Annotated in this window: 25 protein-coding genes and 1 pseudogene; 5 read left to right on the top strand and 21 right to left on the bottom strand. The window is 62.9% G+C overall.

The features are described from left to right. The first annotated feature begins 29 nt into the window (after positions 1-29). Together BMX62_RS09245 and BMX62_RS09240 are read left to right on the top strand one after the other, a co-directional pair. Positions 30-557 carry a helix-turn-helix transcriptional regulator gene (locus tag BMX62_RS09245; protein WP_090207814.1) on the top strand — a complete coding sequence of 176 codons (528 nt, stop codon included), beginning with the start codon at positions 30-32 and terminating at the stop codon, positions 555-557. Beyond that, positions 558-1,058, top strand: a complete 501-nt coding sequence (locus tag BMX62_RS09240) for an anti-phage BREX system Lon protease BrxL (protein WP_238375928.1) — start codon at positions 558-560, stop codon at positions 1,056-1,058. Positions 1,059-1,085: 27 nt separating this feature from the next. Here the strand turns inward: BMX62_RS09240 and BMX62_RS09235 are convergent, their stop codons facing one another. Next, positions 1,086-1,652, bottom strand: coding sequence for an RNA-guided endonuclease InsQ/TnpB family protein (locus BMX62_RS09235; protein WP_238375930.1), 567 nt, complete (start codon positions 1,650-1,652; stop codon positions 1,086-1,088). On the opposite strand from BMX62_RS09235, the pseudogene BMX62_RS13390 reads away from it, so the two are divergent. Continuing rightward, a pseudogene (locus BMX62_RS13390) lies at positions 1,643-1,798 on the top strand (RRXRR domain-containing protein); the annotation flags it as partial. The gene BMX62_RS09235 and the pseudogene BMX62_RS13390 overlap by 10 nt on opposite strands. A gap of 72 nt (positions 1,799-1,870) precedes the next feature. On the opposite strand, the gene BMX62_RS09225 reads toward BMX62_RS13390, so the two are convergent. From BMX62_RS09225 to BMX62_RS09185, 9 genes are read right to left on the bottom strand one after another with little or no spacing between them, the layout of a single operon-like run. Beyond that, on the bottom strand, positions 1,871-3,073 hold the full coding sequence (locus tag BMX62_RS09225) for a DUF3322 domain-containing protein (RefSeq protein WP_090207811.1): 1,203 nt from the start codon (positions 3,071-3,073) through the stop codon (positions 1,871-1,873). Then, positions 3,070-6,435: an ATP-binding protein gene (locus tag BMX62_RS09220; RefSeq protein WP_090207809.1), complete on the bottom strand. Its 3,366-nt coding sequence runs from the start codon at positions 6,433-6,435 to the stop codon at positions 3,070-3,072. The genes BMX62_RS09225 and BMX62_RS09220 overlap by 4 nt, the downstream gene beginning before the upstream one ends. Continuing rightward, positions 6,425-7,021, bottom strand: coding sequence for a DUF4194 domain-containing protein (locus BMX62_RS09215; protein ID WP_090207807.1), 597 nt, complete (start codon positions 7,019-7,021; stop codon positions 6,425-6,427). The genes BMX62_RS09220 and BMX62_RS09215 overlap by 11 nt, the downstream gene beginning before the upstream one ends. Then, positions 7,021-8,460 (bottom strand): DUF3375 domain-containing protein, encoded by a 1,440-nt coding sequence (locus BMX62_RS09210; protein ID WP_090207803.1) that lies wholly within the window; start codon positions 8,458-8,460, stop codon positions 7,021-7,023. Before BMX62_RS09210 ends, BMX62_RS09215 begins: the two co-directional genes overlap by 1 nt. Positions 8,461-8,502: 42 nt before the next feature. Next, the gene (gene scpB / locus BMX62_RS09205) at positions 8,503-9,069 is read right to left on the bottom strand and encodes an SMC-Scp complex subunit ScpB (protein WP_202906240.1); all 567 of its coding nucleotides are present in this window, start codon (positions 9,067-9,069) and stop codon (positions 8,503-8,505) included. Then, positions 9,059-9,904 (bottom strand): segregation and condensation protein A, encoded by an 846-nt coding sequence (locus tag BMX62_RS09200; RefSeq protein WP_090207797.1) that lies wholly within the window; start codon positions 9,902-9,904, stop codon positions 9,059-9,061. Before BMX62_RS09200 ends, scpB begins: the two co-directional genes overlap by 11 nt. Beyond that, positions 9,901-11,118, bottom strand: a complete 1,218-nt coding sequence (locus tag BMX62_RS09195; RefSeq protein WP_090207795.1) for a tryptophan--tRNA ligase — start codon at positions 11,116-11,118, stop codon at positions 9,901-9,903. The genes BMX62_RS09200 and BMX62_RS09195 overlap by 4 nt, the downstream gene beginning before the upstream one ends. A gap of 50 nt (positions 11,119-11,168) precedes the next feature. After that, positions 11,169-11,849: a site-2 protease family protein gene (locus tag BMX62_RS09190; protein ID WP_090207792.1), complete on the bottom strand. Its 681-nt coding sequence runs from the start codon at positions 11,847-11,849 to the stop codon at positions 11,169-11,171. Between the two features lie 28 nt (positions 11,850-11,877). After that, complete coding sequence (locus BMX62_RS09185; protein WP_090207789.1) at positions 11,878-12,504, bottom strand: L-threonylcarbamoyladenylate synthase; 627 nt, start codon at positions 12,502-12,504, stop codon at positions 11,878-11,880. A 216-nt stretch (positions 12,505-12,720) separates the two neighbouring features. Here BMX62_RS09185 and BMX62_RS09180 point away from each other — a divergent pair, with 216 nt between their 5' ends. Both BMX62_RS09180 and BMX62_RS09175 read left to right on the top strand, forming a co-directional pair. Continuing rightward, positions 12,721-13,020, top strand: a complete 300-nt coding sequence (locus BMX62_RS09180; protein WP_090207786.1) for a YciI family protein — start codon at positions 12,721-12,723, stop codon at positions 13,018-13,020. Positions 13,021-13,069: 49 nt separating this feature from the next. After that, positions 13,070-13,906 carry a peptidylprolyl isomerase gene (locus BMX62_RS09175; protein ID WP_090207780.1) on the top strand — a complete coding sequence of 279 codons (837 nt, stop codon included), beginning with the start codon at positions 13,070-13,072 and terminating at the stop codon, positions 13,904-13,906. Between the two features lie 55 nt (positions 13,907-13,961). Here BMX62_RS09175 and BMX62_RS09170 read toward each other — a convergent pair whose 3' ends face one another. The 11 genes from BMX62_RS09170 to nifL all read right to left on the bottom strand — a co-directional run bounded on the left by BMX62_RS09170 (position 13,962) and on the right by nifL (position 26,488). Beyond that, entirely contained in the window at positions 13,962-15,323 is a 1,362-nt protein-coding gene (locus tag BMX62_RS09170; RefSeq protein WP_090207777.1) for a phosphohexomutase domain-containing protein, read from the bottom strand. A 5-nt stretch (positions 15,324-15,328) separates the two neighbouring features. Then, positions 15,329-16,336: an NAD-dependent epimerase gene (locus tag BMX62_RS09165; RefSeq protein ID WP_090207773.1), complete on the bottom strand. Its 1,008-nt coding sequence runs from the start codon at positions 16,334-16,336 to the stop codon at positions 15,329-15,331. Continuing rightward, entirely contained in the window at positions 16,336-17,613 is a 1,278-nt protein-coding gene (locus BMX62_RS09160) for a nucleotide sugar dehydrogenase (protein ID WP_090207770.1), read from the bottom strand. The genes BMX62_RS09165 and BMX62_RS09160 overlap by 1 nt, the downstream gene beginning before the upstream one ends. Before the next feature lie 128 nt (positions 17,614-17,741). Beyond that, positions 17,742-18,212 (bottom strand): Dps family protein, encoded by a 471-nt coding sequence (locus BMX62_RS09155; protein ID WP_090207767.1) that lies wholly within the window; start codon positions 18,210-18,212, stop codon positions 17,742-17,744. Continuing rightward, on the bottom strand, positions 18,199-19,554 hold the full coding sequence (folC, locus tag BMX62_RS09150) for a bifunctional tetrahydrofolate synthase/dihydrofolate synthase (protein WP_090207764.1): 1,356 nt from the start codon (positions 19,552-19,554) through the stop codon (positions 18,199-18,201). Before folC ends, BMX62_RS09155 begins: the two co-directional genes overlap by 14 nt. Beyond that, positions 19,551-20,561, bottom strand: a complete 1,011-nt coding sequence (gene accD / locus BMX62_RS09145) for an acetyl-CoA carboxylase, carboxyltransferase subunit beta (protein WP_090207761.1) — start codon at positions 20,559-20,561, stop codon at positions 19,551-19,553. The genes folC and accD overlap by 4 nt, the downstream gene beginning before the upstream one ends. A 40-nt stretch (positions 20,562-20,601) precedes the next feature. Further along, complete coding sequence (trpA, locus tag BMX62_RS09140) at positions 20,602-21,423, bottom strand: tryptophan synthase subunit alpha (protein WP_090207758.1); 822 nt, start codon at positions 21,421-21,423, stop codon at positions 20,602-20,604. Continuing rightward, positions 21,420-22,640 carry a tryptophan synthase subunit beta gene (gene trpB / locus BMX62_RS09135; protein ID WP_090207755.1) on the bottom strand — a complete coding sequence of 407 codons (1,221 nt, stop codon included), beginning with the start codon at positions 22,638-22,640 and terminating at the stop codon, positions 21,420-21,422. Before trpB ends, trpA begins: the two co-directional genes overlap by 4 nt. Next, entirely contained in the window at positions 22,627-23,259 is a 633-nt protein-coding gene (locus BMX62_RS09130) for a phosphoribosylanthranilate isomerase (protein ID WP_202906239.1), read from the bottom strand. Before BMX62_RS09130 ends, trpB begins: the two co-directional genes overlap by 14 nt. A 75-nt stretch (positions 23,260-23,334) precedes the next feature. Beyond that, positions 23,335-24,903: a nif-specific transcriptional activator NifA gene (gene nifA / locus BMX62_RS09125; RefSeq protein ID WP_090207752.1), complete on the bottom strand. Its 1,569-nt coding sequence runs from the start codon at positions 24,901-24,903 to the stop codon at positions 23,335-23,337. A gap of 16 nt (positions 24,904-24,919) precedes the next feature. Then, positions 24,920-26,488 carry a nitrogen fixation negative regulator NifL gene (nifL, locus tag BMX62_RS09120; protein ID WP_090207748.1) on the bottom strand — a complete coding sequence of 523 codons (1,569 nt, stop codon included), beginning with the start codon at positions 26,486-26,488 and terminating at the stop codon, positions 24,920-24,922. Positions 26,489-26,661 lie beyond the last annotated feature (173 nt).

The raw sequence follows: 26,661 nt of genomic DNA, 5'->3' as shown, positions 1-26,661 counted from the left end.
GAATGCCTAAGCTCTAGGCAGGAGATCCGATGACGACCTACGATTTCACCCTCAAGTTTGCCGTTCCCGGTGACCTCGGCACGGAGGCGCTGGAATCCCGTCTCTTCGAGGCGGGCTGTGACGATGCCTTGATCGGCGTTGGGCTGAAGGGGCGCTTGGCCCTGGATTTTTCCCGCGAGGCGGTGTCGGCTCAGCAGGCGATTACCAGCGCCATGGCGGATGTGAAGCGCGCCATCCCCGAGGCCCGCCTGATCGAGGTGGGGCCTGACCTGGTCGGTGTCACGGATATCGCCGAGCTACTGGATTTCACTCGCCAGAACATGCGCAAGCTGCTGCAAACGCACCTGGCGACCTTTCCGCTGCCGCTGCATGCGGGGCGTGCCTCGCTGTGGCACCTGGCCGAGGTTCTGGACTGGTTTCAGACCCATCAGCTCAGGAAGATCGACGACGCCTTGCACGAGGTGGCGCAGACCAGCATGCAGGCCAATGTGGCCCGTGAAAGCCGCCGGGTGCCGGCGGAACACATCCGCCACTTCGATGATGTCCTGGTGTCATAAATGACCAATCCGATGGAACCCACTCGAATGGAAGCGTTCCCCCGCGTCAGCTTCGAAGAGCCTGCCGATCTCGATACACTGCTCAACACCCACTTCGCCGATCGGGTGGTGCGCAAGGACCTGACCCAGCGCGTCAAGGAAGGCGCCAACGTGCCGGTCTACGTCTTGGAGTATCTGCTCGGCATGTACTGCGCCTCCGACGACCAAGAGGTGATCGACCAGGGCCTGAAGAACGTCAAGACGATCCTCACCGACAACTACGTGCGCCCCGACGAGGCCGAGAAGGTCAAGTCACTGGTCCGTGAGCGAGGCAGCTTCAAGGTGATCGACCGGGTGACGGTGCGCCTCAACGAGAAGCAGGATTGCTATGAGGCCGCGTTCAGCAACCTGGGAATCAAGGACGCCGAGATCTCGGCGGGCATCGTCAAGGAGCACGAAAAGCTGCTCGTGGGCGGAATCTGGGTCATCGCGACCGTGACTGCTCCCCGCCCTAAGCGCTGACGCGCCACGGGCGAGGCTTCCCACTTCTCAGGCAGCAGCCGGCGATGTGCCGGACTTACGCAAGCCTCCATGGGCAGAGACGGACAGCCCTTCCGCCTTCAACTTTACTATGCCTTGATGCTTGATGTTCAGCGCCGCGTTGATATCCCGGTCATGCTGTGTGTGGCAGGCCGGGCACGCCCACGACCGGACGTTCAACGGCATGGCGTCCCTCTTGTGCTGGCAGACATGGCAGGTCCTGGAGCTGGCAAACCACGGGTCGATCTTGACCAGATGCTTGCCCTGCTCCTTGGCCTTGTAGTCCAGCTTGGTGATCAAGGCATGCCAGGACGCATCGCCGATGTGCTTGGCGAGTCTGGCGTTTTTCATCATATTTTTGACCTTCAGCGTCTCGACGATCACCGCTTGGTTGTCGTCAACGATCTGTCGAGAGAGCTTGTGCTGGAAGTCGTGGCGGGCATTGGCGACCCGCTCGTGGGCCTTGGCGACGAGTAACCGTGCCTTGGCCCGATTGGCGCTGCCTTTCTGGCAGCGGGAGAGGGCTTTCTGCTTGCGCTTGAGGTTCTGCTGCGCCCGATCGCACGGTGGAAGAATCTGTGCTGCAACCCATTCAGATCAAGATTGATCCCGGCAGCAAGACCACCGGAGTCACGGTGATCCGGGAGGATGATGCTGATCCAGAGCATCAGCAGGTACTGATGCTGATGGAAATCGAGCATCGAGGTCAACACATCAAAGATGCATTAACCCAGCCCGGGCCTTTCGTCGGCGGCGCCGGAATCAGTTGCGCCACCGGGCGCCCCGGTTCCACATCAGGGTATTTTTTCGGTGACCTGTTTTATTGCCGCACCCAACGCACCGTAGCTGATACGCTCCTGCTCCAGCCGGATACACGCTCCCAGCCGATTCTCCCGCAGATCCTCAAACAGGGATTGCTCCGCCGCTGTAAGGCGGGTGAGGGTACCGGTGAAACGCTGTCGCGGATGTTCCTGGCCCCACAGGTCACGGTGGGCCTCAAGGGTCGCCCGGTCCATGAGCAGGGAACGGGCCTGAGGCAGACGGGCACGAAGCCGGTCCAGGATGGCAAAGCCATGGGTGTCAATGTCGCCCCAGTAATGGATCTCCGCCTCTGTCAGCCAGGGGATGTCCGCCAGTCTTTCCAGACCATAGCCCAGGCCAAAAATCACCAGACTACCGGGGGTGTCGGGAAAGGCCAGACCATTGATCTCGTTCTCGGTGATGAATACCCGCGCCACGGCAGGCGCCAGGGCGGCAAACTGCGGCGGCGGAACCGATAGGTCCGATAGCCCCTGCAGAAACAGGCTCGGGTCCAATATGCGAAAACGGATCAGGGGCGGTTTGGGCCTTAGCCCGTAACGCAGCTCAAAGCCCCGCCCGCCACTGTGCTCCGTGTCCACTGCATCGGCAGGCAGCACGGCATCCAGCAATTCCGACAGCAGCTTGCGGCGACTTTCCACAAACTTGGTATCCACCCCCGGCAGATCCATCTGCCGTAGATAAATGCCGGGCCTGGGATGCGCCTGGAACCAGGCCAGCACCGCCAGAATCCGAGGCCAGTCACCCGCCTGTTCCAGCAGGGTGAGGGGATGGCGGATCAGCCAGTTTTCCAGTGCCGGGAAACGGGCCAGGGTTTTTTCGGCCAGGCCATGAAACCGCTGTGCCTCCCGGCTTTTTCCCAGCCATTGCAGGGCGTCGTTTTCGCTGGGCACCGTCACCCCGGCAGGCAGATCATTGGCACCGTGGACACGGTGATTCACCCGCTCCCAGCGGATTTCGTAGCCATGCCCCCGCTGTTCCCGGCTGCCAGCCCGAAGGGTACGCACCCACTGTCCCACTGCGGCAAAATCTTCCGTCAGTTCCCGGGAGCCGGGACGGCGCAGGCGCAAGGTAAGGGGAAAAAGAGCCTCTCCCGTCAGGGTGGCAGCCAGTATCTGGCCGCTGTCCCAGCGTTTTTGTAGCTGGGCACGCAGTTCGGCGGGGGTGGTCCAGCTCATGTCTGCCGGGCCGCCTTCTCGGCCTGGTACTGCTCAATGGTGAGATGGCGCACCATGGATTCCCGGCCTTCTACGCTGTGGACAAAGCCCACGCTGGACACAAAGGGTTCGATGATGTGGATTTTCTGCAACGGGGTAACAATCAGCAGTTGCAGATGCAGGCGCCGGAACAGGTCCAGGCCGTAGCGGGCCGAGTCGTCGGAACCCCGACCGAAGGCCTCGTCGATGACCACGAAGCGGAACGAGCGGGAACGGGTCTCGCCCCATTCCAGGCCGAACTGATAGGCCAGGCTGGCGGCCAGCACCGTGTAGGCCAGTTTTTCCTTCTGACCGCCGGACTTGCCGCCGGAGTCGGTGTAATGCTCGTGTTCCCGGTCGTCTTCCCGCCAGCGCTCCGAGGCGGAAAACACAAACCAGTTGCGCACATCGGTGACCTTGCGAGTCCAGCGCCGGTCCAGGTCGGTGGTGCCTTCCCGGCCACGGAAACGCTCGATGATGGCCTTGACCTGCAGGAACTTGGCCTCGGAATACTGATTGTCCTGGGAGCCGGTTAATGCATCAACGGTACAGGCCCGCAGATTTTGCTCAAATTCCCGGATTTCCGGATCTGTGGCGGTTTCCGCCAGCAGGGCAATGTAACGGTTGGGGTTGTAGTCAATCTCCCGCAGGGAGCGGTTGATGCTTTCAATGCGCTCGGTGATGGTCTGCCGCTGTTCACGCAGCCGGCTATGGAACGCTGCCACCTCGTTGATGGCATTTTCCAGCAGCAGTTGCCGGAAACGGGCCTCGAAACGGGGCAGGTCATCGGACTTGAGGGCTTCGAGCATGGCTCGGTATTCCCCCACCGCCTCGATGCTCACGTCCACTTCCCGGCTGTCCATGGGCCAGGCGTTCTGATAGCCGCGCATGGCGTCGATAATACGATCCCGCAAACCGGTGGCACTTTTGTTGGTGTTTTCGATGCGCCCGGTCAGCCATTCCCGCATCTCCCGTTCCCGGTTGTCACAGGACTCCACGCTCAGGGTATGTTCCCCCAAAGCCTCGTTCCGCATCGTCTCCAGACGGGGAAAGTAAGTATCCTGGGCCTCTTGGGGGGTGGCATCCAGCAGGGCGGCACATTCGTCCCGCTGAGCCTGGGCCTGCTCCTGTCGGAGTTGGGCCTGGCTGCGCTCCTGCTGAGCCTCCCCCAGAGCCTGTTCCGTGTCCTCCATGGCCCGTTCCAGTTCACGCAACTGGTGTGCCAGGGTGTGCAATATGTCCGACTCCTGGGTAAGTTGGGCATATTCCGTCTCCAGGGCGGCCATCTCCGTGGACAGGGGCCGCCAGTCGATGTCGTGAAAGTCCCGAAAATGGGACAGTTCAACAATCAGATCCCGCCGGGCTTCACAGGCCTTCCGGGCCTGTTCCCAGCCACCGATCCGCTCAGCCAAAACCTGTATCTGCCGGGCCAGGGTTCGGGCCTGTGTCTCCAGGGCGGCGATCTTGGCTTCATTGCTCCAGCCCAGGATGAAACGGGTGCGGTCATCCAGACGGTGACGGTCGTCTTTTTCATGGCGCTCGCCACCGGCCTTGATCTGCCCGGTCTGGGTAATGGCCCTTTGCTCGCGGCGAAACTGATCCATGTCGGCACAGCAGGCATAATCAAAGCGCCGGGCCAGTTCCTGTTCCAGCCAGCCATAAAAAACCGAATCGGGACGAATGGACAGTTTGCGTACCAGGGAATCCGGGTGCAGATCCTGAGACTGGCCCTGGCGTGTCTCCCGCACCCGAAAGTACACCAGGCGCCCCCGCAGATGGGTGCGATTCACCCATTCGGCCACCTGGGCATAGTGGGTGTCAGGCACCAGCAGGGAAAGGCCAAAGTTGTGCAGGACCCGTTCGATGGCCCCTTCCCAGTCGGTTTCCTGCTCATGTACCTGCAGCAATTCCCCCACAAAGGGCAGATCATCCACCGGCAGGTTCAGGGACTGACACAGGGCATCGCGGATGCCCAGCATGGCGGCGGGGATGTTGGAGCGACGCTGACGCAGGGACGTCAGCTCGCTTTCCAGTTCCTGATGATGTGTCCGCTGCTGGTGCAGGGTTACCCCTGCCTCGGTGATCTGGTTTTGCAGGTTATCCCTTTCTTGCTGAGCGTCTTCCAGGGCTTGAGTGAGGGCGTGGAGATTGTGCTGGAAAACAGTCAGGTCAGTGGCATCGGGCAGTGCCAGGGATTGGGCCAGATCCCGGTATCGCTCCGCCCGCTGCTGGCGCTGGTCGCGGATTTCCCGCTTGCGTTCCAGCTCGACCTTGATGCGATCCAGACGATCCCCCCCATTCTCGGCAATGGCCTGCTTGAGGTCATCCCGCCGCACCCGCTGTTCCCGCTGCTGGCGATGGTGCTGCTGGATACGCTCGGCCAGACGCGCCAGTTCTCTGTGCAGATGGGTCAGCCTCCGGTCCAGCAATCCGGCCTTGAGAGAGGCAAACCAGGGTTGGAGGGCATCCCGGCAACCCCGCAGGTTGTCCACCTCCCGGCAGCGTTCGGCATAGGTGTCGGCCCGAGCCACCAGCGGTTCCAGATGGGCAACCTGGGCCTTGGCCTTGAGCACCGCTTCATGGGCCCGGTTGAGGTCATCAAAATGGGTCATCAGGGCCTGAATGCGCTCCTCCATCGGGAAGGCTTCGAGCATGTGGCCACGGACGAATTCAGTGAGGTTACCCACGGATTTCATGGAGACGGTCTGGTTGAACAGTTCCAGGGCCTGGTCGTTGTCGATGCCAAAGCGTCGCCGGAAGGCACCGCTGTAGGGCGGGAAGCTGTCGAACAGATCTACCCCGGAGGTATCCCTCAGGCGTTTGCGCAGCCGGGTCAGGTCGCTGCCAAAGTCAGCAAAGTGGTCTGCAATATTCAAGGCCCGGTCGGCCACCACGAAGAACCGAGCCGGTTGCCCCTGATGATCCTTGATCCAGAACACCTGGGCCAGGGTGACATGCTGATCAAAACCTTCGTTATAAAAATGCCCCAGGATCACGGAATAACTGTTGTGATCCCGCAGACCCACGGCACGGCTGCTCAGTCCAGTGTCACTGCGCTCGGATTTGTAATAGCCCAACACATAGGACCGCAGGCTGCGTTCCCTGGATTCGGCACCGGCGGCCTTGTTATAGGTGATCCGTTGAGCCGGCACCAGCAGGGTGGTAATGGCATCCACCAAAGTGGATTTACCCGAACCGATATCCCCGGTGAGCAGGGCATTGTCACCCTCCGGGTACACAGACCAGACCCGATTATGGAAAGTACCCCAGTTGTAGACTTCAAGGCGCTGCAGGCGAAAGCCGGTGTGTTCATCCGATGGGGCAAATTCCAGTTCAAGCGCCATGATCGCTCTCCTCGACATGGTTACGGTATTCGGCCAGCCGCTGATCAAATTCCGCCAGCCATTGGGCGTCGATGAAGGTCTTGATGATGCGGCGCACCTCGTACTGATCTTCCTGACCCCGCAACCGGCGCAAAAACCCCAATTCCACCACCTTGTTGATGTCGGTCTGAATACGGTCCACCAGTTTGGCCTCATTGGCGGTGGGGGGCAGGAAAACCCGCAACATCTCCACCATCTGTTCCCTGGACAGGATCAGACGTGGATCACCGCCGCCGGCATCGTGTTCCACCAGCTTTTTGCGCAGCAGGGCCAGCAGCAGGCTCACCGGATAACTGAGCTGGCGACGCGGCACCAGCCGGGGCAGTTCCGTGTCGTTATCCTGGGCCGGACGCTGGCGGAGACAGGCATGACCTTCAACATCGTCCAGCATCAATTCCAGGCCCAGTATCGCCACATGGTCGCGCACCCGGGTCTGGTGGTCCTGCAATGTCTGCCAATGGCGTGGATGCTGATCCTTGTAGAGCACGCCCTTGAACAGGGTGATCAGCATGGCGGAAAAATTCAGATCGGTGTCGATATCGGTCATCAGTGCCCACGGGTGAAGATGATCTGTGGCAGGGTGGCCCGACGCAGGATACCCCCGGCATCCTGCCAATGCACAGTCTGGGGAGAGGATTCATCGATCACGCTACGGTGATCCTCGGCAGCCAGACTCAGGTAGGCCACCAGTTCTGCCAGACCCTGTTCCAGAGGATGCATCTCCAGCAGGGCCACCAGGGTGATCTGGTCCTGAGTCTGCAGGGCCTGACGAATATGGCGCTGCAGCAGGGCCCGATCCACCCAGGTTTGTTCAAACAAGGCATCGGGAGCCACATGGCTTTCTCCGGCCTGAAGTTGTTGCTGATGGATATGGGGCTTGATTGGCGGGGTGAACAGGGGCCGCTCCATAGGCAGTTCGATGCAGGGAGCGGGTTCATCCAGGGGCACTGTCAGCTCGGGGGGCTGTGTCCGCAAGGCCAGGGCGTGTTGTTCCAGTTCCCGGATCAGGGTCATGATGCGGCGGTTTTCTACCCAGGCCTGATCATCCAGATAACGGCGCAACTGTTCTGACAGGCGGGCCACCATGCGCTGGGTGTATTCACCCGCGGCGAGCCAGTCATAATGGATGCGCCGCAACCGGGTGTCCGGTGCCAGTTCGGCCACCTCCACCAGTGCCAGCGCCCGCTCCAGTTGCTCGGACAATGCTTCCTGGCGGGCCGGCGACATGAGCAGATCCCAAAAGGCGCGAAAGCTGCGTCCCTGATCAGAATCGGTGATGCGGTCCTGTTCGCCGAATACCTCATCCAGCACCGCCCCCTTGCTGCCTTCCCAGGTGGCGACTTTTTCCCGCACCTGTCGATCCAGGGCGCGGAAATTTTCCTCTACCTGACGAAAGTCTGCCAGCAATCCCCTGGCGGTTCCCGCCATTTGCAAAAACCGCTCCCGCAACTGGGTTGGGTCCATGAGTGGAACATGGCCGGCACGGATTTGTTCGATCTCCCGATCAATGGCATCCCGGCGTGCCTCCAGATCCTGAATGCGGGCTTCAGGATCGCTTTCTGCCCCCTGAAGGATCTGTTGCAACAGATCAAAGACCAGGGTCAGACGGGATTCTGCGCCGATGAAATGGGGTTGTTCCAGGCTTTTGAGCCACTGGATGACCTGTTCCGTGGCCGGCGTCAGATCGTAATGGGGTTCATCGCTATGCTCCGGGTAATAGCGCCGCAGCCAGCCCCGATCATCGGCGGACCAGTCGGTCAGGTAAGCGCGGGCGGAGCGAGGATAGGCGTCCTCACCCAATTGGCCACGCAGGTGAAACAGAAAATCCTCCAGCCGGTTTTCCAGATCAGTGGCCGCCAGTACCCGGACATTGGGGACGACGAAACTGTCATGGAGGAAGCTGATGATCATGGGGCCGTTATCTGCGATCAGCAGACGCCAGGCCGGATGCCTGCGGCGCAGGTTGTGCAAGTGGTCGTGGTCCAATCCTCAGATCCCGCTATGCCAATTAAAAGCTGATATCCCCGCTCAGGGAACAGGCGGCTCTCCGTCTTGTTGCTGCGCCGGCCCCAGATCCTTCAAGGCCATCAGGCTGGGCAAATCATCCAGAGACGATAGATTAAAGTAGTCCAAAAACCGGGGCGTGGTGCCATACAGGGCCGGACGCCCCGGCACCTCCTTATGGCCCACCACCCGCACCCACTCCCGTTCCGTCAGGGTCTTGATGATCTGGGTACTCACGGTCACCCCACGCACCGCTTCGATCTCTGCCCGGGTGATGGGTTGTCGGTAGGCAATCAGGGCCAGGGTCTCCAGCAGGGCGCGGGAATACCGGGGTGGCCGTTCCTCCCACAGGCGGGAAATCCAGGGGGAGAGGGCTTCGCGTACCTGGAAACGGTAGCCGCTGCCCACCTGACGCAAGGCGTAGCCCCGGTCGTCACAGGCCCGGGCCAGGGCCTCCAGGGCCTGACGCAACTCGGCCCGGGAAGGCCGCTCGGCGTCCTCGAACAGCCGTTCCATCTGTTCCAGGGAAAGGGGGCGATCAGCGGCCAGAAGGGCGCCTTCGAGAATGCGACAAAGCAGTTCAGGTGTCATGAGCAACATCGGCGCGTCTTGCTGCGCTCAGATAAATGGGAGCAAATAATTCTGCCTGCACCAGCTCTACCAAATGGGCCTTGAGCAGTTCCAGTACCGCCAAAAAAGTGACCACCACCCCCGGTCTGCCTTCCTCCGGGCTGAACAGGGTCACGAACGGCACCGGCCCTGATCCTAAAGCCTCCAGCACCCGGGACATGCGCTCGCGCACCGACAGGGGTTCTCGCCGGATCTGGTGATGGGTAAACAGATCCATGCGTTGCAACACTTCACTCAGGGCCAGCAACAGCTCATCCAGACCCACTTCCGGTAATGGGCGTTCCTTTTTGAGGGGCGGTGGCGCCAGGGTGGCCAGGAAGATATCCCGCTCCAGCCGGGGCAGGTCATCCAGGTCCTGGGCTGCCTGTCTGAACTGTTCGTATTCCTGCAACCGCCGCACCAGTTCAGCCCGGGGGTCCACCTCGTCTTCCACCGTGGTGGACCGGGGCAACAACATGCGGGACTTGATCTCCGCCAACATGGCGGCCATCAGCAGATACTCCGCCGCCAGTTCCAGGCGCATTTCCTGCATCAGTTCGATATACCCCATGTACTGACGGGTAATTTCGGCAATGGGAATATCCAGAATATCCAGGTTCTGGCGCTTGATCAGGTACAACAGTAGATCCAGCGGTCCTTCGAAGGTCTCCAGAAAGACCTCCAGGGCGTCCGGTGGGATATATAAATCCCTGGGTACCAGGGTCAGGGGCTCTCCACGGACGATGGCCAGTGGCACCCCTTGAGCCTGGCCGGCCCCGTCCGGCACGGGTAACAGGGCCGCAGGTTCGGCATTCATCGGTAGGCCAGCCCCATGCTGCGCCGGACCTCGTCCAGGGTATCCCGGGCGATGTCACGGGCGGCCTCGCAGCCTTCCGCCACCACGGACCGGACCAGATTGGGATCGGCCTCGTATTCCCGGGCGCGGGCCTGCATGGGCCGCAGCTCGTCCAGCACCGCGTCCACCACCGGCTGTTTGCATTCCAGACAGCCAATGCCGGCATGACGGCAGCCCTCCTGCACCCACTGATGAACATCCTCGCCGGTATAAATCTGGTGCAGGGACCAGACCGGGCATTTGTCCGGATTGCCGGGATCGGTGCGGCGCACCCGGGCCGGGTCCGTCGGCATGGTGCGAACCTTTTTCTCCACCTCTGCCGGCTCATCCCGCAGGGAGATGGTGTTGCCGTAGGACTTGGACATCTTCTGGCCGTCCAGGCCGGGCATCTTGGAGGCTTTGGTGAGCATGGGGTGGGGTTCGGGCAGGATGATGCGGCCACTGCCTTCCAGATAGCCGAACAGACGTTCCCGGTCCCCCAGGGAGATGTTCTGCTGGCTCTCCAGCAGGGCGCGGGCCACGTCCAGGGCCTCGTCCTCCCCCTGTTCCTGGTAGCGGCGGCGCAGATCCCGGTACATGCGGGCGTTCTTCTTGCCCATCTTGTTGGCGGCGGCTTCGGCCTTTTCCTCAAAACCGGGTTCACGCCCGTAGAGATGATTGAAGCGACGGGCCACCTCGCGGGTGATTTCCAGATGGGCCACCTGATCCTCGCCCACCGGCACCAGACCCGCCTTGTAGATGAGGATGTCCGCGCTTTGCAGCAGGGGGTAACCCAAAAAACCGTAGGTGGCCAGATCCTTTTCCTTGAGCTTCTCCTGCTGGTCCTTGTAGGTGGGCACACGCTCCAGCCAGCCCAGGGGCGTGATCATGGACAGCAAAAGATGCAGCTCGGCGTGTTCCGGTACCCGGGACTGGATGAAGATACGCGCCGACCCTGGGCTCACGCCCGCCGCCAGCCAGTCCACCACCATGTCCCAGACGCTATCGCCGAGGATGCCCGGATCTTCGTAATGGGTGGTGAGGGCGTGCCAGTCGGCCACGAAGAACAGACATTCATAGGAATGCTGCAATTCGACCCAGTTCTTGAGGACGCCGTGATAATGACCCAGATGCAGTCGGCCCGTCGGACGCATGCCGGACAGGACACGCTGGTTTTGTGCAGGCAGGGAACTCAAGTGGACTCCTTGGGGTGCTCGATGGGGTAAAAGTTAAAGACTCAAGGTGGTTACGTGCGCCAGGACGGCAGTGCGAACAGGGTCTGGATCAGATCCACGATGAATCCAAAGATGGGAAACAGGATCATCCCCAGGATGCCCGTGAACAACAAGACCAGAACAATCACCAGACCATAGGGTGCCACTCCCTCATAACGGGTGGCAATCCGGGCGGGCAGGAAACCGGCCACCACCCGTCCTCCGTCCAGAGGGGGGATGGGCAGCAAGTTGAGCACCATCAGCAGCACATTGATGGTGATTCCCGCCATGCCCATGTAAATCAGGGGGATGGCTGCCCAGTCGAAGGTGCCCTGCAACATCAGGCCAAGCTTGATCATCAGCGCCCAGAACAGGGCCATGAGCAGGTTGGCGATGGGGCCGGCAGCGGCGACGATGGCCATGTCCCGCTGGGGTTTGCGCAGATTGCGGGTATTCACCGGCACCGGCTTGGCCCAACCAAAAACAAAGGGGGGCGCCGGCGTCAGGGCGGTGAAGATCAGCAGGCCGATGGGCACGGCAATGGTGCCCACCGGGTCGATGTGCTTGATGGGGTTGGCGGTGAGACGCCCCAGCATCTTGGCGGTGGGATCTCCCAGTTGCTTGGCCATCCAGCCGTGGGCAGCCTCGTGCAGGGTGATGGCAAACAGCACCGGCAAGGCCCAGATGGCGATGATCTGCAAAATGCCGTCCATCAGTCCGTCCTCCGCGCCCGAACCGGCCTCACTCCTCCACCCCGGGGGGCACTTCCCCCTTGCCCCGACGCACCAGTCGAGGCACGTCGCTTTCCATGTCGATCACGGTGGTGGGCTCCAGGCCGCAGGGGCCGCCGTCGATGATCAGGTCCACCTGGGAGGACAGGCGTTCCTGAATCTCGTAGATGTCGGTCAACGGCAGGTCATCGCCGGGCATCTCCAGACTGCTGCTCATGAGCGGCTGTCCCAGGGACTTGAGCATGGCCTGGGTGATGGGATGATCCGGCACCCGCAGGCCGACGCTCTTGCGCTTGGGATGCTGCAGGCGTCGGGGCACCTCGTGGGTGGCCTTGAGCAGGAAGGCATAGGGGCCGGGGGTGAGGCTCTTGAGCAGACGATAGGCCGTGTTGCCCACCTTGGCGTAGGTGGCGATCTCGGACAGGTCGCGGCAGACCAGGGTGAGGTAATACTGCTCATCCAGCTGACGGATACGCCGGATGCGCTCCATGCCGGACTTGTTGCCGATGGCGCAGCCCAGGGCGTAGCAGGAATCGGTGGGGTAGACGATGACCCCGCCGTCCTGCACCACATCCACCACCTGCTGGATCAGGCGGGGTTGAGGGTCCACCGGATGGATCTCGATCACGCGGCTCATAGAACCTCCGAAAGGAAACCCGCGATTTCAATCACGGAAGAAATTGCGGCTGCCGTATGGCAGCCAACGAAACTGGGTATCAGGGGGGGGATTTTATCAGACCTGCGGGCTTGTGCCCGAATGATCTTGGACGTTCCGCACAAGCCGCCCCTGTGCCAACCCGCCGCCTTGCGCTAACCTAACGGGCCATTGTTCATCATCCGGGGAGTCCCATCCATGCTTTACGCCATCATCAGCCAGGACGTGGAAGACAGTCTGGAAAGGCGCCTCAGCGTCCGCCCCGCTCACTTGGCGCGGCTGCAAGCGCTACAGGATTCCGGACGGCTGGTACTGGCCGGACCCCATCCGGCCCTGGATACAACAGACCCAGGTCCAGCCGGATTCACCGGCAGCCTGGTGGTGGCCGAATTCGATTCCCTGGATGCTGCCCGAGCCTGGGCAGACACGGATCCTTATGTGGCCGCAGGTGTCTATGCCCAAGTCATGGTCAAACCCTTCAAACAGGTATTTCCCTGATTCCATTTATGTCTTGACCCCACCCATCACCACAAGGATTTTATTGCAGATGCACCCCTTCAAACTGATTCCCCTGGCCGCTGCCCTGGCCTTCACCCTGCCGGCCTGCTCCGGCAACGACCCGGAAATCCCCCTTGATACCGACCGTGGCGAGCCGGTGGCCATGGTCAATAACACCCCCATTTATGACAGTGATCTGGCAGATTTTTTGTCCCTGAGTCGCATGTCCGGCCATCAGGGTGTCCCGCAGACGCCAGACCTGGCCCTGGAAGAACTGATCAATATGGAACTGTTGCGCCAGGCGGCCATCGAGGCGGGCGTGGATCGGGATCCGCAGATGATCCGACAACTGGAACGCCTGCGCACCAACCTGCTGATCAATACCCAGGTGGAGAATTTTCTCGATGACCTGAACTTCACCGAAAAAGACCTCCGGGACGAATATGACCGTCAGGTGGCGGATATGGATACCCTGGAACTGCGGGCCCGCCATATCCTGGTGGCCAGCCAGGAAGAAGCCACTACGCTGATTACACGCCTTGAGGCCGGAGAAGCATTCCCGGACCTGGCACAGGACTATTCAACGGATGGCTCTGCCGCTGCCGGTGGCGATCTGGGCTGGTTCAGCGCGGACATGATGGTGCCGGACTTCTCCAATGCGGTGTTGGCGCTGGAGGATGGCCATTTCACCCATGAGCCGGTGGAAACAGAATTTGGCTGGCATGTGATCCTGCGGGAAGACAGCCGGGATATGGCGCCACCGCCCTTTGCCGAGGTGCAGGAACAGTTGGAGCATATTCTGGCCCGAAAAGCCCTGCAGGCTTATATGGACCAACTCCGGCAAGAAGCCCGGATGGAAATGCACGAGGAGCGTCTGTCGCCCTGATGACGGGCCACCCCAGCCCCTCTCTCCCTGGGAGGGGGCTGGGGGGAGGGCCAACTCAGACCTGCTGAATCAGCCCGGACAGTAGCGCCGTGCGCTCCCGCATCAGGGCCTCATCCCCCCGGGACTCCACGTTCAGCCGGATCACCGGTTCCGTGTTGGAACCCCGCAGATTGAAGCGCCAGTCACCAAAGCCCATGCTCAGGCCGTCGGTGTCATCCTCTTCCAGGGCACGATCCCGAAACGCCGCACCGATCCGGGTCAGGGTCTGCCCCACGTCTGCCACCCGGAAATTGATCTCGCCGCTGCAGGGAAAGGCCCGCATCCGCTCGGCCACCAGCGCGGACAGGGGCTGACCGGTCCGGCACAGGCGCTCGGCCACCAGCAGCCAGGGAATCATGCCGCTGTCGCAGTAGGCAAAGTCGCGGAAGTAATGATGGGCCGACATCTCCCCGCCATAGAGGGCGTCTTCGAGACGCATGCGCTCCTTGATGAAGGCATGTCCGGTCTTGCTCATCACCGGCACACCACCGGCCGACTGAACCATGTCCACCGTGTTCCAGGTCAGGCGCGGGTCATGGACGATCTTCTCCCCCGGATGGCGTTCCAGTAACTGGGCTGCCAGTAGCCCCACCACGTAATAGCCTTCCACGAACCGGCCCTGCTCGTCGAACAGAAAGCAGCGGTCGAAATCGCCATCCCAGGCGATGCCCAGATCCGCCCCGTGGGCCTTCACCGCGTCGGCGGTGGCACTGCGGTTCTCCGGCAACAGGGGATTGGGAATACCGTTGGGGAAACGGCCGTCGGGGGCATGGTGAACCCGGGTCACCCGGAAGGGCAACCGGGCGGCCAGGGCATCGAAGGTGGGACCGGCGGCGCCATTGCCCCCATTCACCACCAGATGCAGCGGTCTGAGCACCGACGCATCCACCAGACCCAGCACCCGCTCCACATAGCCGGCCATCACCTCCAGCGGCTCGTCCCGGCCCATCTGCACATGGCCCTCGACCGGGACGGCATCACGGGCCAGGGCCTCGATCTCGTTCAGGCCGCTGTCGCCGCTGATGGGCACGGCGCCCGCCTTCACCAGCTTCATGCCGTTGTAGTCCATGGGATTGTGGCTGGCGGTGACCATGATGCCGCCCCCCATGGCGGGCAGTGACGCGGCATGGTAGACGGTCTCGGTGCCGCACAGCCCCAGGGATCGGGTGTCCACCCCCGACTCGTTCAACCCCTGCACCAGCGCCCGGGCCAGGGCCGGACTGCTCAGACGAATATCCTCCCCCACCGCCACCGGCCCCGTTGGACGGATGACCTGGGCATAAGCCCGGCCAATGCGCCGGGCCAGTTCTGGATTCAGCTCATCGGGGACACGGCCACGGATGTCATAGGCTTTGAAACAGGCAAGATGATCGGTCATTGAAATCAAACCTTGTAGAAATCACGATACCAGCGCACGAAGTGCTCCACCCCCTGCTCCACCGGCGTACATGGACGATACCCCACGTCGTTCACCAGGTCCTGCACGTCCGCATAGGTGTCCGGCACGTCCCCCGGCTGCAGGGGCAGCAGGTTCTTTTCCGCCTTCATGCCCAGGCAGTCCTCCAGTACCTGAATGTAATGGAGCAGTTCCACCGGCTGGTTGTTGCCGATGTTGTAGAGCCGGTAGGGGGCAAAGCTGGTGGCGGAGTCAGGCTCGGCACCGGACCAGGCCGGGTTCGGCCCGGCCACCCGGTCCAGGGTGCGGATCACCCCTTCGACGATGTCATCGATATAGGTGAAGTCCCGGCGATGGCGACCGTAGTTGAAGACATCGATGGGTTTGCCCTCCAGGATGTTGCGGGTGAACAGGAACAAGGCCATGTCCGGGCGCCCCCAGGGGCCGTAGACGGTGAAGAAGCGCAACCCCACCGTGGGCAGGCCGTAGAGGGCACTGTAGGTATGGGCCATGAGCTCATTGGCCTTCTTGCTGGCGGCGTAGAGGCTCATGGGATGATCCACATTGTCGTGGACGGTGAAGGGCATGGTGGTGTTGGCCCCGTAGACGGAACTGGAAGAGGCGTAGACCAGGTTCTCCACCCCGTGATGACGGCAGCCTTCGAGGATATTGATGAACCCCACCAGATTGGTGTCCACATAGGCCTGTGGATTTTCCAGGGAGTAGCGCACCCCCGCCTGAGCCGCCAGGTTCACCACCCGCTGGGGCTTGTGACGGGCGAACAGGGCTTCCATCGCGGCGCGATCGGCGATATCGGCCCGCACATCCGTAAAGCCGGGATGGGCCTTCACCCGCTCCAGACGGGCCAGCTTGAGATTGACGTCGTAATAGTCGTTGAGATTATCGACGCCGATGACCTCGTCCCCCCGCGCCAGCAGACGCAGGGCCAGGGCCGAGCCGATAAAGCCGGCAGTGCCGGTGACCAGGATTTTCATCAAAGACTCCAATAGGCCTGGGTGGCCCCCACGGTGGAGGGTGACAGGGCCGATTTCACATCCATCAGCACCCCATTTGGGGCCAGGCGCCGGGCAAGGCTGTCGGACTCCGCCAGATAGGCCCGATGAGGCACGGCCAGGATCAGTCCGTCCATATTCTGGAAGGACTCCAGGGGCGACAGGGTCAGACCGTATTCATGCTGGGCTTCATGGCCATCCGCCAGCGGATCATGGATCAGGGGTTCGATGCCGAACTGACGCAACTCCTTGATGATGTCGGGCACCCGGGAGTTGCGCAGGTCCGGGACGTTTTCCTTGAACGTGAGTCCGAGGATGCCCACCCTGCCCTGCTTCACGGGACGGTCCTGCTCGATCAGCAACTTCACCAGACGCTGGGCCACATAGGCCCCCATGCCGTCGTTGATGCGCCGACCAGCCAGAATCACCTGGGGGTAGTACCCCACGGCCTTGGCCTTGGTGGTGAGATAATAGGGGTCCACGCCGATGCAATGGCCTCCCACCAGACCGGGGGTAAAGGGCAGAAAGTTCCATTTGGTGCTGGCGGCGGCCAGGACATCCCGGGTGCGGATGCCCAGACGATCAAAGATCAGCGCCAGCTCGTTCATCAGGGCGATGTTCAGATCCCGCTGGGTGTTCTCGATCACCTTGGCGGCCTCGGCCACCTTGATGGTGGGCGCCCGATGGACCCCCGCCTCAACGATACGTCCGTAGGCTTCGGCCACCCGCTCCAGGGTCGCCTCGTCCTCGCCGGAGACCACCTTCACGATGCGGGTCAGGGTGTGTTCCTTGTCACCGGGATTGATACGCTCGGGGGAATACCCCAGCTTGAAATCCACCCCCTGACGCAGACCGGAAATCCGGGCCAGCAGCGGTCCGCAGATCTCCTCGGTCACGCCGGGATAGACCGTGGACTCGAACACCACCACCGCCCCGGGGGACAGTACCCTGCCCACGGTCTCGCAGGCGGACAGCACCGGCCGCAGATCGGGCTGGCGATTGTCGTCGATGGGGGTGGGGACGGTGACCACGAAGAAGGTGGTTCCCATCAGATCACGAGGGTCCGTGGTGTATTTGAGGGCACTGGCCTTGAGTGCTTCGGGGGTGACCTCGCCGGTGACATCATGGCCAGACCGCAGGGTATCCACCCGCTGCGTGCTGATATCAAAACCGATGGTTTGCGGGTAATGGGCTGCAAATCCCAAAGCCACGGGCAAACCCACATAGCCAAGACCGATCACGCCGATCCTTTCACCCATTGGCAGCCCTCCTGGAGACACCCGCATCAAAAGGCCCGCAAGATACCGGAAATGACAGCAGCTGGCGACTGGTCCAGAAGTGCATCGGGCATGCCCCGCCGATCATGGCGGGGCATCCGGAACAGTGATTACTGATTCAGGGCGCGGAGCATCCAGGCGGTCTTTTCGTGGATGCGCATGCGATCAGAGGCCAGGGCAGAGGTGGATTCATCACCGGCTTCCTGGGACACCTTGAGCACATCGCGGCAGGTCTTGACCACCTGCTCATGGCCCACGGTCAACAGATCCACCATGTCCCTGGCAGATGGCACACCTTCCACTTCCCGGATACTGCTCAGACGGGCAAATTCCTGATAGGTCCCCGGTGCGGGCACATCCAGGGCACGGATGCGCTCGGCGATGTCGTCCACGGCGGTGGCCAGTTCGGTGTAATGCTCCTCGAACATCAGGTGCAGGTCACGGAACTGGGGGCCTACCACATTCCAGTGAAAATTATGGGTCTGCAGGTAGAGGGTATAGGAATCCGCCAGCAGGCGCTTGAGGCCTTCAGCAATCTCGACTCTGTCCTGTTCCTTGATTCCAATATCAATCTGGGTCACAGCATGTACTCCTGTGTTGAGGGTGGTTAAGTGGTCTGTCCGAAGTAAAAACGGAAAAGTTCCGGGATAATACTTCGGCCACCGTGAAGAAGGAGCCAAACACGATCACCCGGTCTTCGGGACCGGCTGCCGCCAGGGCTGCCCGGCAGGCCCGGTCTACCGATTCATGGGACTGCACCGGTTGCCGGGTCAACGCGGCTACCCGATCCGCCAGTACCGAAGCGGCCAAGGCACGGTCAATGGCGGGGGAAGCCACATACCAGCCATGAATGATCTCCAGCAGGGGATGCAGGATGCCGTCCACATCCTTGTCAGCCATCACGCCCATCACCGCCAGAGTGCGGCCCCGGCAGGGGACACCCTGGAGATTGAGGGCCAGACTGTCTGCCCCCTGGGGATTGTGGGCCACGTCCACCCATACAGCGGGCGCTTCCCGCAACAGCTGAAAACGCCCCGGCAGACGGGCTGTGGCCAGCCCCTGGCCCAGGGCGTCCTGGGTCACTGGCAGGCGTTCCCGCAGGGACACCACCGCCGTGATGGCAGAAGCGGCATTGCGATATTGTACGCTTCCGGCCAGTGCCGGCGAGGGTAATCCCTCCAGCACCAGCCCCGCACCCCGGTATTGCCAGGTGTCCGTGCGCGATCCGGTCAGGGGGGCAAAGTCCCGCCCGGCCAGCAACAGGCGGGCGCCGATGCTGTGGGCATGGTCCAGCAGGCGGGCCGGCGGGTCGGCATCGCCGCAGACCGCCACGCGGCCGCTCCGGAAGATACCGGCCTTTTCAAAGCCGATGGACTCCCGATCGTCCCCTAAAAAGGCCTGATGGTCGATGCCCACCGCCGTGACCACGGCCACGTCCGCATCCAGGATATTGACCGCATCCAGTCGCCCCCCCAGCCCCACTTCCAGCACCATCACATCCACCGGCTCGCGGCGGAACAGCCACAGGGCAGCCAGGGTGCCAAACTCGAAATAACTCAGGCTGATCTCCCCTCGGGCCTGGTCAATGGCCTCGAAGGCGGCGCAGATGGACTCATCCGCCACGGGCTGGCCGTTGATGCGGATACGTTCGTTGTAATGGATCAGGTGGGGGGAAGTGTAGCAACCCACCCGGTAGCCCGCCGCCAGGTAGATGGCCTCCAGCATGGCCACCGTGGAACCCTTGCCGTTGGTGCCACCCACGATGACCACAGGCATCGGGGCCGGCCTGAGCTGCAATCCATCAGCCACCTGGGCCACCCGGTCCAGCCCCAGGTCAATGGGCCGGGTATGGGCCTGCTCCTGCCAGGCCAGCCAATCCTCCAGCGTCCGGTGTCGGGGGTGGACCCGGGAGGGAGCGGTCATCCGCCACCCTGCCCCTGGGAATCAGGCCGGGCATCTGTGTCACCGCTGCCTTCCACCTGACCATCGCTGTTCTCGACGGTGCTGCCTTCCATCTTTTCCTTGTCTTTCTCTGTGTCCTTTGCATCATCCTCCACCGGCACCGGCACATCCGGCGGGGGTTGATGGGTCAGCATGGCCAGCAACTTGCCCAGGCGGGCCCGCATCTGACGCCGGTCGATGATCAGATCCACCGCGCCATGTTCCAGCAGGAATTCCGCCCGCTGGAAACCTTCCGGCAAAGTCTCCCGCACCGTCTGCTTGATCACCCGGGGGCCGGCAAAGCCGATCAAGGCACCAGGTTCAGCAGCATTCACATCACCCAGCATGGCCAGACTGGCGGAGACACCCCCCATGGTGGGATCGGTCATGACGGAAATGAAGGGCAGCCTCTCTTCCTTCAGACGTGCCAGGGCGGCACTGGTCTTGGCCATCTGCATGAGGGAGAACAGGGCCTCCTGCATCCGGGCGCCGCCGCTGGCGGAGAAACAGACCATGGGGCAGCGGGCCTCGATGGCGGCATTCACGCCGCGCACGAAACGCTCCCCCACCACGGACCCCATGGACCCGCCCATGAAATTGAAGTTGAAAGCCGCCGCCACCACCGGCATACCGAACAACTGGCCCTGAATCACTATCAGGGCGTCCTTTTCCCCCGTGGTTTTCTGGGCCGCCACCAGACGATCCTTGTAGCGCTTGCTGTCCCGGAATTTGAGCATGTCCACCGGTTCGATCTGGGCACCGATCTCCTGGCGCTCCCCTTCGTCCAGAAAGGCTTCCAGCCGCCGACGGGCGTTGATGCGCATGTGAAAACCGCACTTGGGGCAGACTTCCAGATTGCGCTCCACCTCGGGACGGTACAGGGTGGCGGTACAGCCGTCACAGCGCAGCCACAACCCTTCGGGCACCGCCCGCTTGTTGGTGGCGTCGGTGCGGATCCGGGAAGGAACGAGTTTTTCAAACCAGCTCATGGGCGATCGTCAACGTTTGGATGAGTGAATCGGTGGCCCGTCAGGCGGGAGTGGTATTGGCCTGATCCATGGCACGACGCATGCCGGCCAGCACCTGGGCCACCTCACGACGCCCGGTGGCGGGATCGTCGGCATGGGCGGCGATACGCTTGACCAGGGCACTGCCCACCACCACCGCATCGGCGATCCGGGACACCCTGGCGGCGGCCTCGGCATCACTGATGCCGAAACCCACCCCCACCGGCAGGTCGGTCTGGCGTCGGATCAGGGCCAGCTTTTGGGCCACCGCCTCCACATCCAGGGTGGCGGCCCCGGTGACACCCTTGAGGGAGACATAATAGACAAACCCGGCGGCCACTTCGCTCACGCTGCGGATGCGGGCCTCATGACTGGTGGGTGCCAGCAGGAAGATGGGGTCAACCCCGTGACGTTTCAAGGCGCCGGCCAGTTCCGCGCTCTCCTCCGGCGGCAGGTCCACGGTCAGCACGCCGTCCACGCCGGCCCGGGCGGCCTCTTCGGCCAGGGTCTCATAGCCCATGATCTCCACCGGATTGAGATACCCCATCAGGACCACCGGGGTCTCGATGTTGTCGCGCCGGAACTCGCGCACCATCTCCAGCACCTTGCGCAGGCTGACACGGTGCTTGAGGGCCCGCTCACAGGCTTGCTGGATCACCGGACCGTCGGCCATGGGATCGGAAAAGGGCACCCCCAGTTCGATGATATCGGCACCGGCCGCCACCATCTCGTGCATCAGGGGCACGGTATTGCCCGGCTCCGGGTCACCGGCGGTGATGTAGGGGATCAGGGCCTTGCGGCCACGGGCCTTGAGGGCTTCAAAACGGGCGGCGATACGGCTCACAGTTCGATCCCCTCCAGACGGGCCACGGTATTGATGTCCTTGTCGCCCCGACCGGACAGATTGATGATGATGCCCTGCTCCGGGTCCAGGGTGGGTGCCAGCTTGAGGCCGTAGGCGACGGCATGACTGGATTCCAGGGCGGGGATGATGCCCTCGGTGCGGGTCAGGCGGTGGAAGGCATCCATGGCCTCCCGGTCGGTGATGGGCACGTACTGCACCCGTCCCACATCCTTGAGCCAGGCGTGCTCCGGCCCCACCCCCGGATAATCCAGGCCAGCGGAGACGGAATGGGTCTCGATGATCTGACCGTCCTCGTCCTCCATCAGATAGGTGCGGTTGCCATGGAGCACACCGGGCCGTCCGGCACACAGGGGCGCGGAATGGCGCCCGGTGTCGATGCCGTCACCGGCGGCCTCCACGCCGTACATGGTCACCCCCTCGTCGGCAAGGAAGGGATGGAACAGGCCGATGGCATTGGAACCGCCGCCCACGCAGGCCACCAGGGCATCGGGCAGCCGGCCTTCGGCGGCCTGATACTGCTGGCGGGCTTCCCGGCCAATGATGGCCTGGAAATCCCGCACCATGGCGGGATAGGGGTGGGGACCGGCCACGGTGCCGATGATGTAGAAGGTGTTGTCCACGTGGGTGACCCAGTCCCGCATGGCCTCGTTGAGGGCATCCTTGAGGGTGCGGGAACCGGAGGTGACCGGCACCACCCGGGCGCCCAGCAGGCGCATGCGGTAGACATTGGGGGCCTGGCGCTGGATGTCCTCGGCGCCCATGTAGACCACGCATTCCAGCCCCAGCCGGGCCGCCACGGTGGCGGTGGCCACGCCGTGCTGACCGGCGCCGGTTTCGGCGATGATGCGGGTCTTGCCCATGCGCTTGGCCAGCAGGGCCTGGCCGATGGTGTTGTTCACCTTGTGGGCGCCGGTGTGATTGAGATCTTCCCGCTTGAGGTAGACCTTGGCCCCACCCAGCTCCCGGGTCAGTCGCTCGGCCAGATAGAGGGGGCTGGGGCGTCCCACGTAATGGGCCAGGTCCCGGTCAAGCTCTGCCAGGAACCGCGGGTCCTGGAGATCACGCTGATAGGCCGCCTGCAATTCCAGCAGGGGTTCCATCAGGGTCTCGGAAACGAAACGGCCACCATAGGGTCCAAAATGCCCGCGGGCATCCGGGAAGGCGCGCCAGTCCGGCGTCTGTTCAGGCTTGATCACGGTCGACACGTAATACCTCGCTGATGAATCGGGTCATGCGTTCCGGGTCCTTCAGGCCGGGGGCCGACTCCACGCCGCTGCTCACATCCACCGCCCAGGGGCGGGTCTGTTGCACGGCGACGGCCACGTTGTCCGGATGGAGTCCGCCGGCCAGGATCAGGGGGCGTGTTGCCCGGTCAGGCCAGCTGGACCAGTCGAAGGTCTTGCCGGTCCCGCCCATCTGGCCGACCCCGTGGCTGTCCAGCAAAAAGCCCAGAGCGCCGGGATGACGGTCCATGTACTCGCCCACGGCCACCGGCCCGGCCATGGGAATGGCCTTGATATAATCCAGACCAAAGGACTGGCAGTAATCCGGGGATTCATCCCCGTGGAACTGCAGCAGGTCCAGACTGACCTGGTCCAGCACGTCGCGCACCCACTGGGCGTCCGCATTCACGAACAGGCCAACCCGGGTGACGAACGGGGCGTCCACGGCAGCAATGGCGCGGGCCTGATCCGGGGTGACGGCACGGGGGCTGCGGGCATAAAACACCAACCCAAGGGCATCCGCGCCTGCCTGTACGGCGGCCCGGGCGTCCTCGGGTCGGGTGATACCGCAGATCTTGATACGGGTGCGCATGGAGGCCAGCCTGATGAATCGAATCGCCAAGCGTACCAGAAAAGGGGACCGGCATCAGCAGGTTGCTGGCCGGACTCAGAACTGCTTGACGCGGATCTTCAGGGTCTGAATCCGGTAGGCGATCTGGCGCGGGGTCATCCCCAGCAGGCGGGCCGCCTTGGCCTGCACCCAGCCCGCCTGTTCCAGGGCGGCGATGACCCGTTCCCGCTCGTCCAGTTCCGGGTCATCCAGATCCGTTTCCGGGGCCGGCGGGCTGCCCTTGCGTGGTGTGGGCAGGGTGTCCTCCAACCCGGTGAGCTGAATCGCGTCCAGATCGATGCTGCCGGTCTCGCTCATAATGGCCGCCCGTTCCAGACAGTTCTCCAGTTCCCGCACGTTCCCCGGCCAGTCGTGGCGCATCAGGGTGCGGATGGCCCCATCGGTGATGTCCAGGGGCCGCCCCTGGTTTTTGGCCAGCTTGGCCACCAGAAAACGGGCCAGATCGGGGATATCCTCGATGCGCTGACGCAGGGCGGGCAGAAAGATGGGCATCACGTTGAGCCGGTAATACAGGTCCTCGCGAAACTCCCCCTGCTCCACTTCGTCCTCCAGGTGACGGTTGGTGGCGGCCACCACCCGCACATCCACCTTAAGGGTGCGGGTGCCGCCCACCCGCTCGAACTCCCCTTCCTGCAACACTCGCAGCAGCTTGGCCTGAAAAGCCTGGGAAATCTCACCGATCTCGTCCAGAAAGATGGTGCCGCCGTCGGCCTGCTCGAACCGCCCCTTGCGCTGGCTCACCGCGCCGGTAAAGGCCCCCTTTTCATGGCCAAACAGTTCGCTTTCCAGCAGGTTGTCCGGCAGGGCCGCGCAGTTGAGCTTGATGAAGGGGCCATTGGCCCGGGAAGAGTTGTAATGGATGGCGTTGGCAATCAGTTCCTTGCCGGTGCCGGTCTCGCCCCGGATCAGCACCGTGGTATGCCACTTGGCCACCTGACGCACCTGCTCGAACACCCGGCGCATCTCCCGGGAATGGCCCACCACGTTGTCCAGATGATAGCCGCTACGCACTTCCCGGCGCAGGCGGTCCCGCTCGTCGGTCAGCGCCTGGCGCTCCTTTTCCAGGTCCCAGGCACGACGCACGGTCTGGGCCAGCAGATTGGCCACCATCTCCAGAAAACGGGCACGCTCCGGCAACAACCCGTCATCCACCGCCGGCTGAGCGGCCAGCACCCCGATGGGGGCTTCAGTCCCCACATGAATGGGCACGCCGACAAAGGGCAGTTCCGGGACATACAGACGCAGGCGATCCAGAAACCGGGGCTCGTCGGCGATACGCCGGATCACCAGGGTGTCGCCTTCCTTCAGGATCGCCCCCACCACCCCCTCGCCGGGACGATAACGCACCTTTTCCAGCTGTTCCCGATGACCGGTATGGGCGGCACCCACCATCAGTTCGCCACTGGTGGGGTCCAGCAACGACACCATGCCCCGCTGCATGTCGGCGGCTTCGTGCAGCACGTGGAGCACGTCGGACAGGATCTCGTGCAGATCCGCCGAACGGCTGAGCACCTGACTCACCTGATAGAGGGCATCCAGCTGCATCTCCACCAGGGCCGAGCGAGGTCCACCATTCTCTTTTGCGTCGGAAGAAACCAGTACCATGGGGTTTTCCCTGGGGTCAGTTCGAGTCTTGGCGGCGGGCCGCGGTGGGAAACTGCAGCCGGACACGGCAACCGTCATGGCAGCCGGGATCGATCTCGATCAGACCGGCATGCTGGTTCACCACCTCCTGAACCATGGGCAGGCCCATTCCGGCACGTCCGGAACGGCCCTTGGTACTGACAAAGGGCTCGAACACCCGCAGCCGCAGATGCTCGGGAATGCCCGGACCGGAATCCTGGATGGTCACATGCACCGCATCCCCCCGGGACTCGGTGAGGATGCGGATCTCCCGGCGGCCATCGGTGGCGCTGTCCAGGGCATCCAGGGCGTTGTCCACCAGTTGCTTGAACATGCCCCGCAACCGCCCCTCCCGACCCAGCACGTTGGGCAGTACCGGCGCCGGCTGCCAGTCCACCACCACCCCGGCAGCCAGCAGACGCCGGGTGGATAGCCCCAGCACTTCCCGCAGCAGGGCGTTGATGTTGACCGGCGCCACCGGCTCATCCCGCGCCTCGGGCATGGAGTCTTCCAGGGTCTGCAGGGCCTGGCGACCGGCGTCCAGGGCCTCCTGCAACACATTCAACAAGGGATCGGCCTCCCCCTGACGCCGCCGGGCCAGCAACTGGGTGGCGGCGGCGATCATGTTCACCGGCCCCTGCATCTGATAAATGGCGCCGGCCAGAGTCTCCCGCATGCTTTCCACCAGCTCACCCTCCGCGGTCAGGGCACGCAGGGCATTCATGCGCATGGCTTCCTGCTGGCGCCGGATCTCGGTGACTTCCTTGGTCACCAGTACCAGATAACTGGCCTTGCGGGCCTCAAAAAATGAATCCGCGCTGGCGTCGTTCTCCTTGAACCAAGTGCCGGAACAGGAAAACCAGCGGGGGGCACGGCCACCGCCTGGATCAAATTGCACTTCCTGGTCCACAAAACCCTGCTCTGTGCTGCGGGCGGTTTCCAGGGCATCGCCCATGCTCTCGGCCAGGGCGGTGAGAAATTCCCGGGCCGGCTCCCGCCCGCCCATGTCACCGGCCAGCTGCTTGTAGGCCTGATTGCCCAGCACCACCTGACCGGCCTCGTCCAGCAGGGCGATGGCCACCGGCTCTGCATCCACCACCGATTCGATCAGGGCCTTCTGGTTGCGCACCTGCTGCTCCAGCCGGTGCATCTCGGTCACGTCCCGATGCATGCCCAGGTAATGGCTGAGCTGACCCTGGCCGTCCAGCACCGGTGCAATGTTCAGTTCCGCCAGGTAGCGGCTGCCATCCTTGCGGCGGTTCACCAGCACCCCGGACCAAGGTTTGAGCTGACGCAACCGTCCCCACAGGGTTTCGTAGACCAGGCTCGGCGTATGGCGATCCGACAGGATGGATTCGTTGCGACCCACCACCTCGGCCACACCGTAACCGGTCACCCGCTCAAAGGCCGGATTGGCATAGAGGATGTTGGCCCGGGTATCGGTGATGGAAATGGCCACCGAGGACTGCTCCACCGCTTCAAAGAACAGGCGCGCCGGCAACACCCCCTCCGAAGTGGGAATGGTATCGGTCAGGCCCGCCACGGCGGGTTGATCGGGTCGGCTCATGGGGATGTGTCTCCCGGGTGAGTTGGGGGGCTGATGAACATGCTGCAACATCCAGGCCAATACACCGGGTCTGGTCTTTCCCCGAGTCAGACAGCCCCCCCATTGTCGTCTTCCCGACAGAAACCCCGCCACTCGGCCCACCCTGTCACGATCCCCACAGCCCCATACGCACC

The sequence above is a fragment of the Ectothiorhodospira magna genome, assembly GCF_900110965.1.
Lineage (GTDB): Bacteria > Pseudomonadota > Gammaproteobacteria > Ectothiorhodospirales > Ectothiorhodospiraceae > Ectothiorhodospira > Ectothiorhodospira magna.
This window is presented reverse-complemented; position numbering and strand designations above follow the sequence as displayed.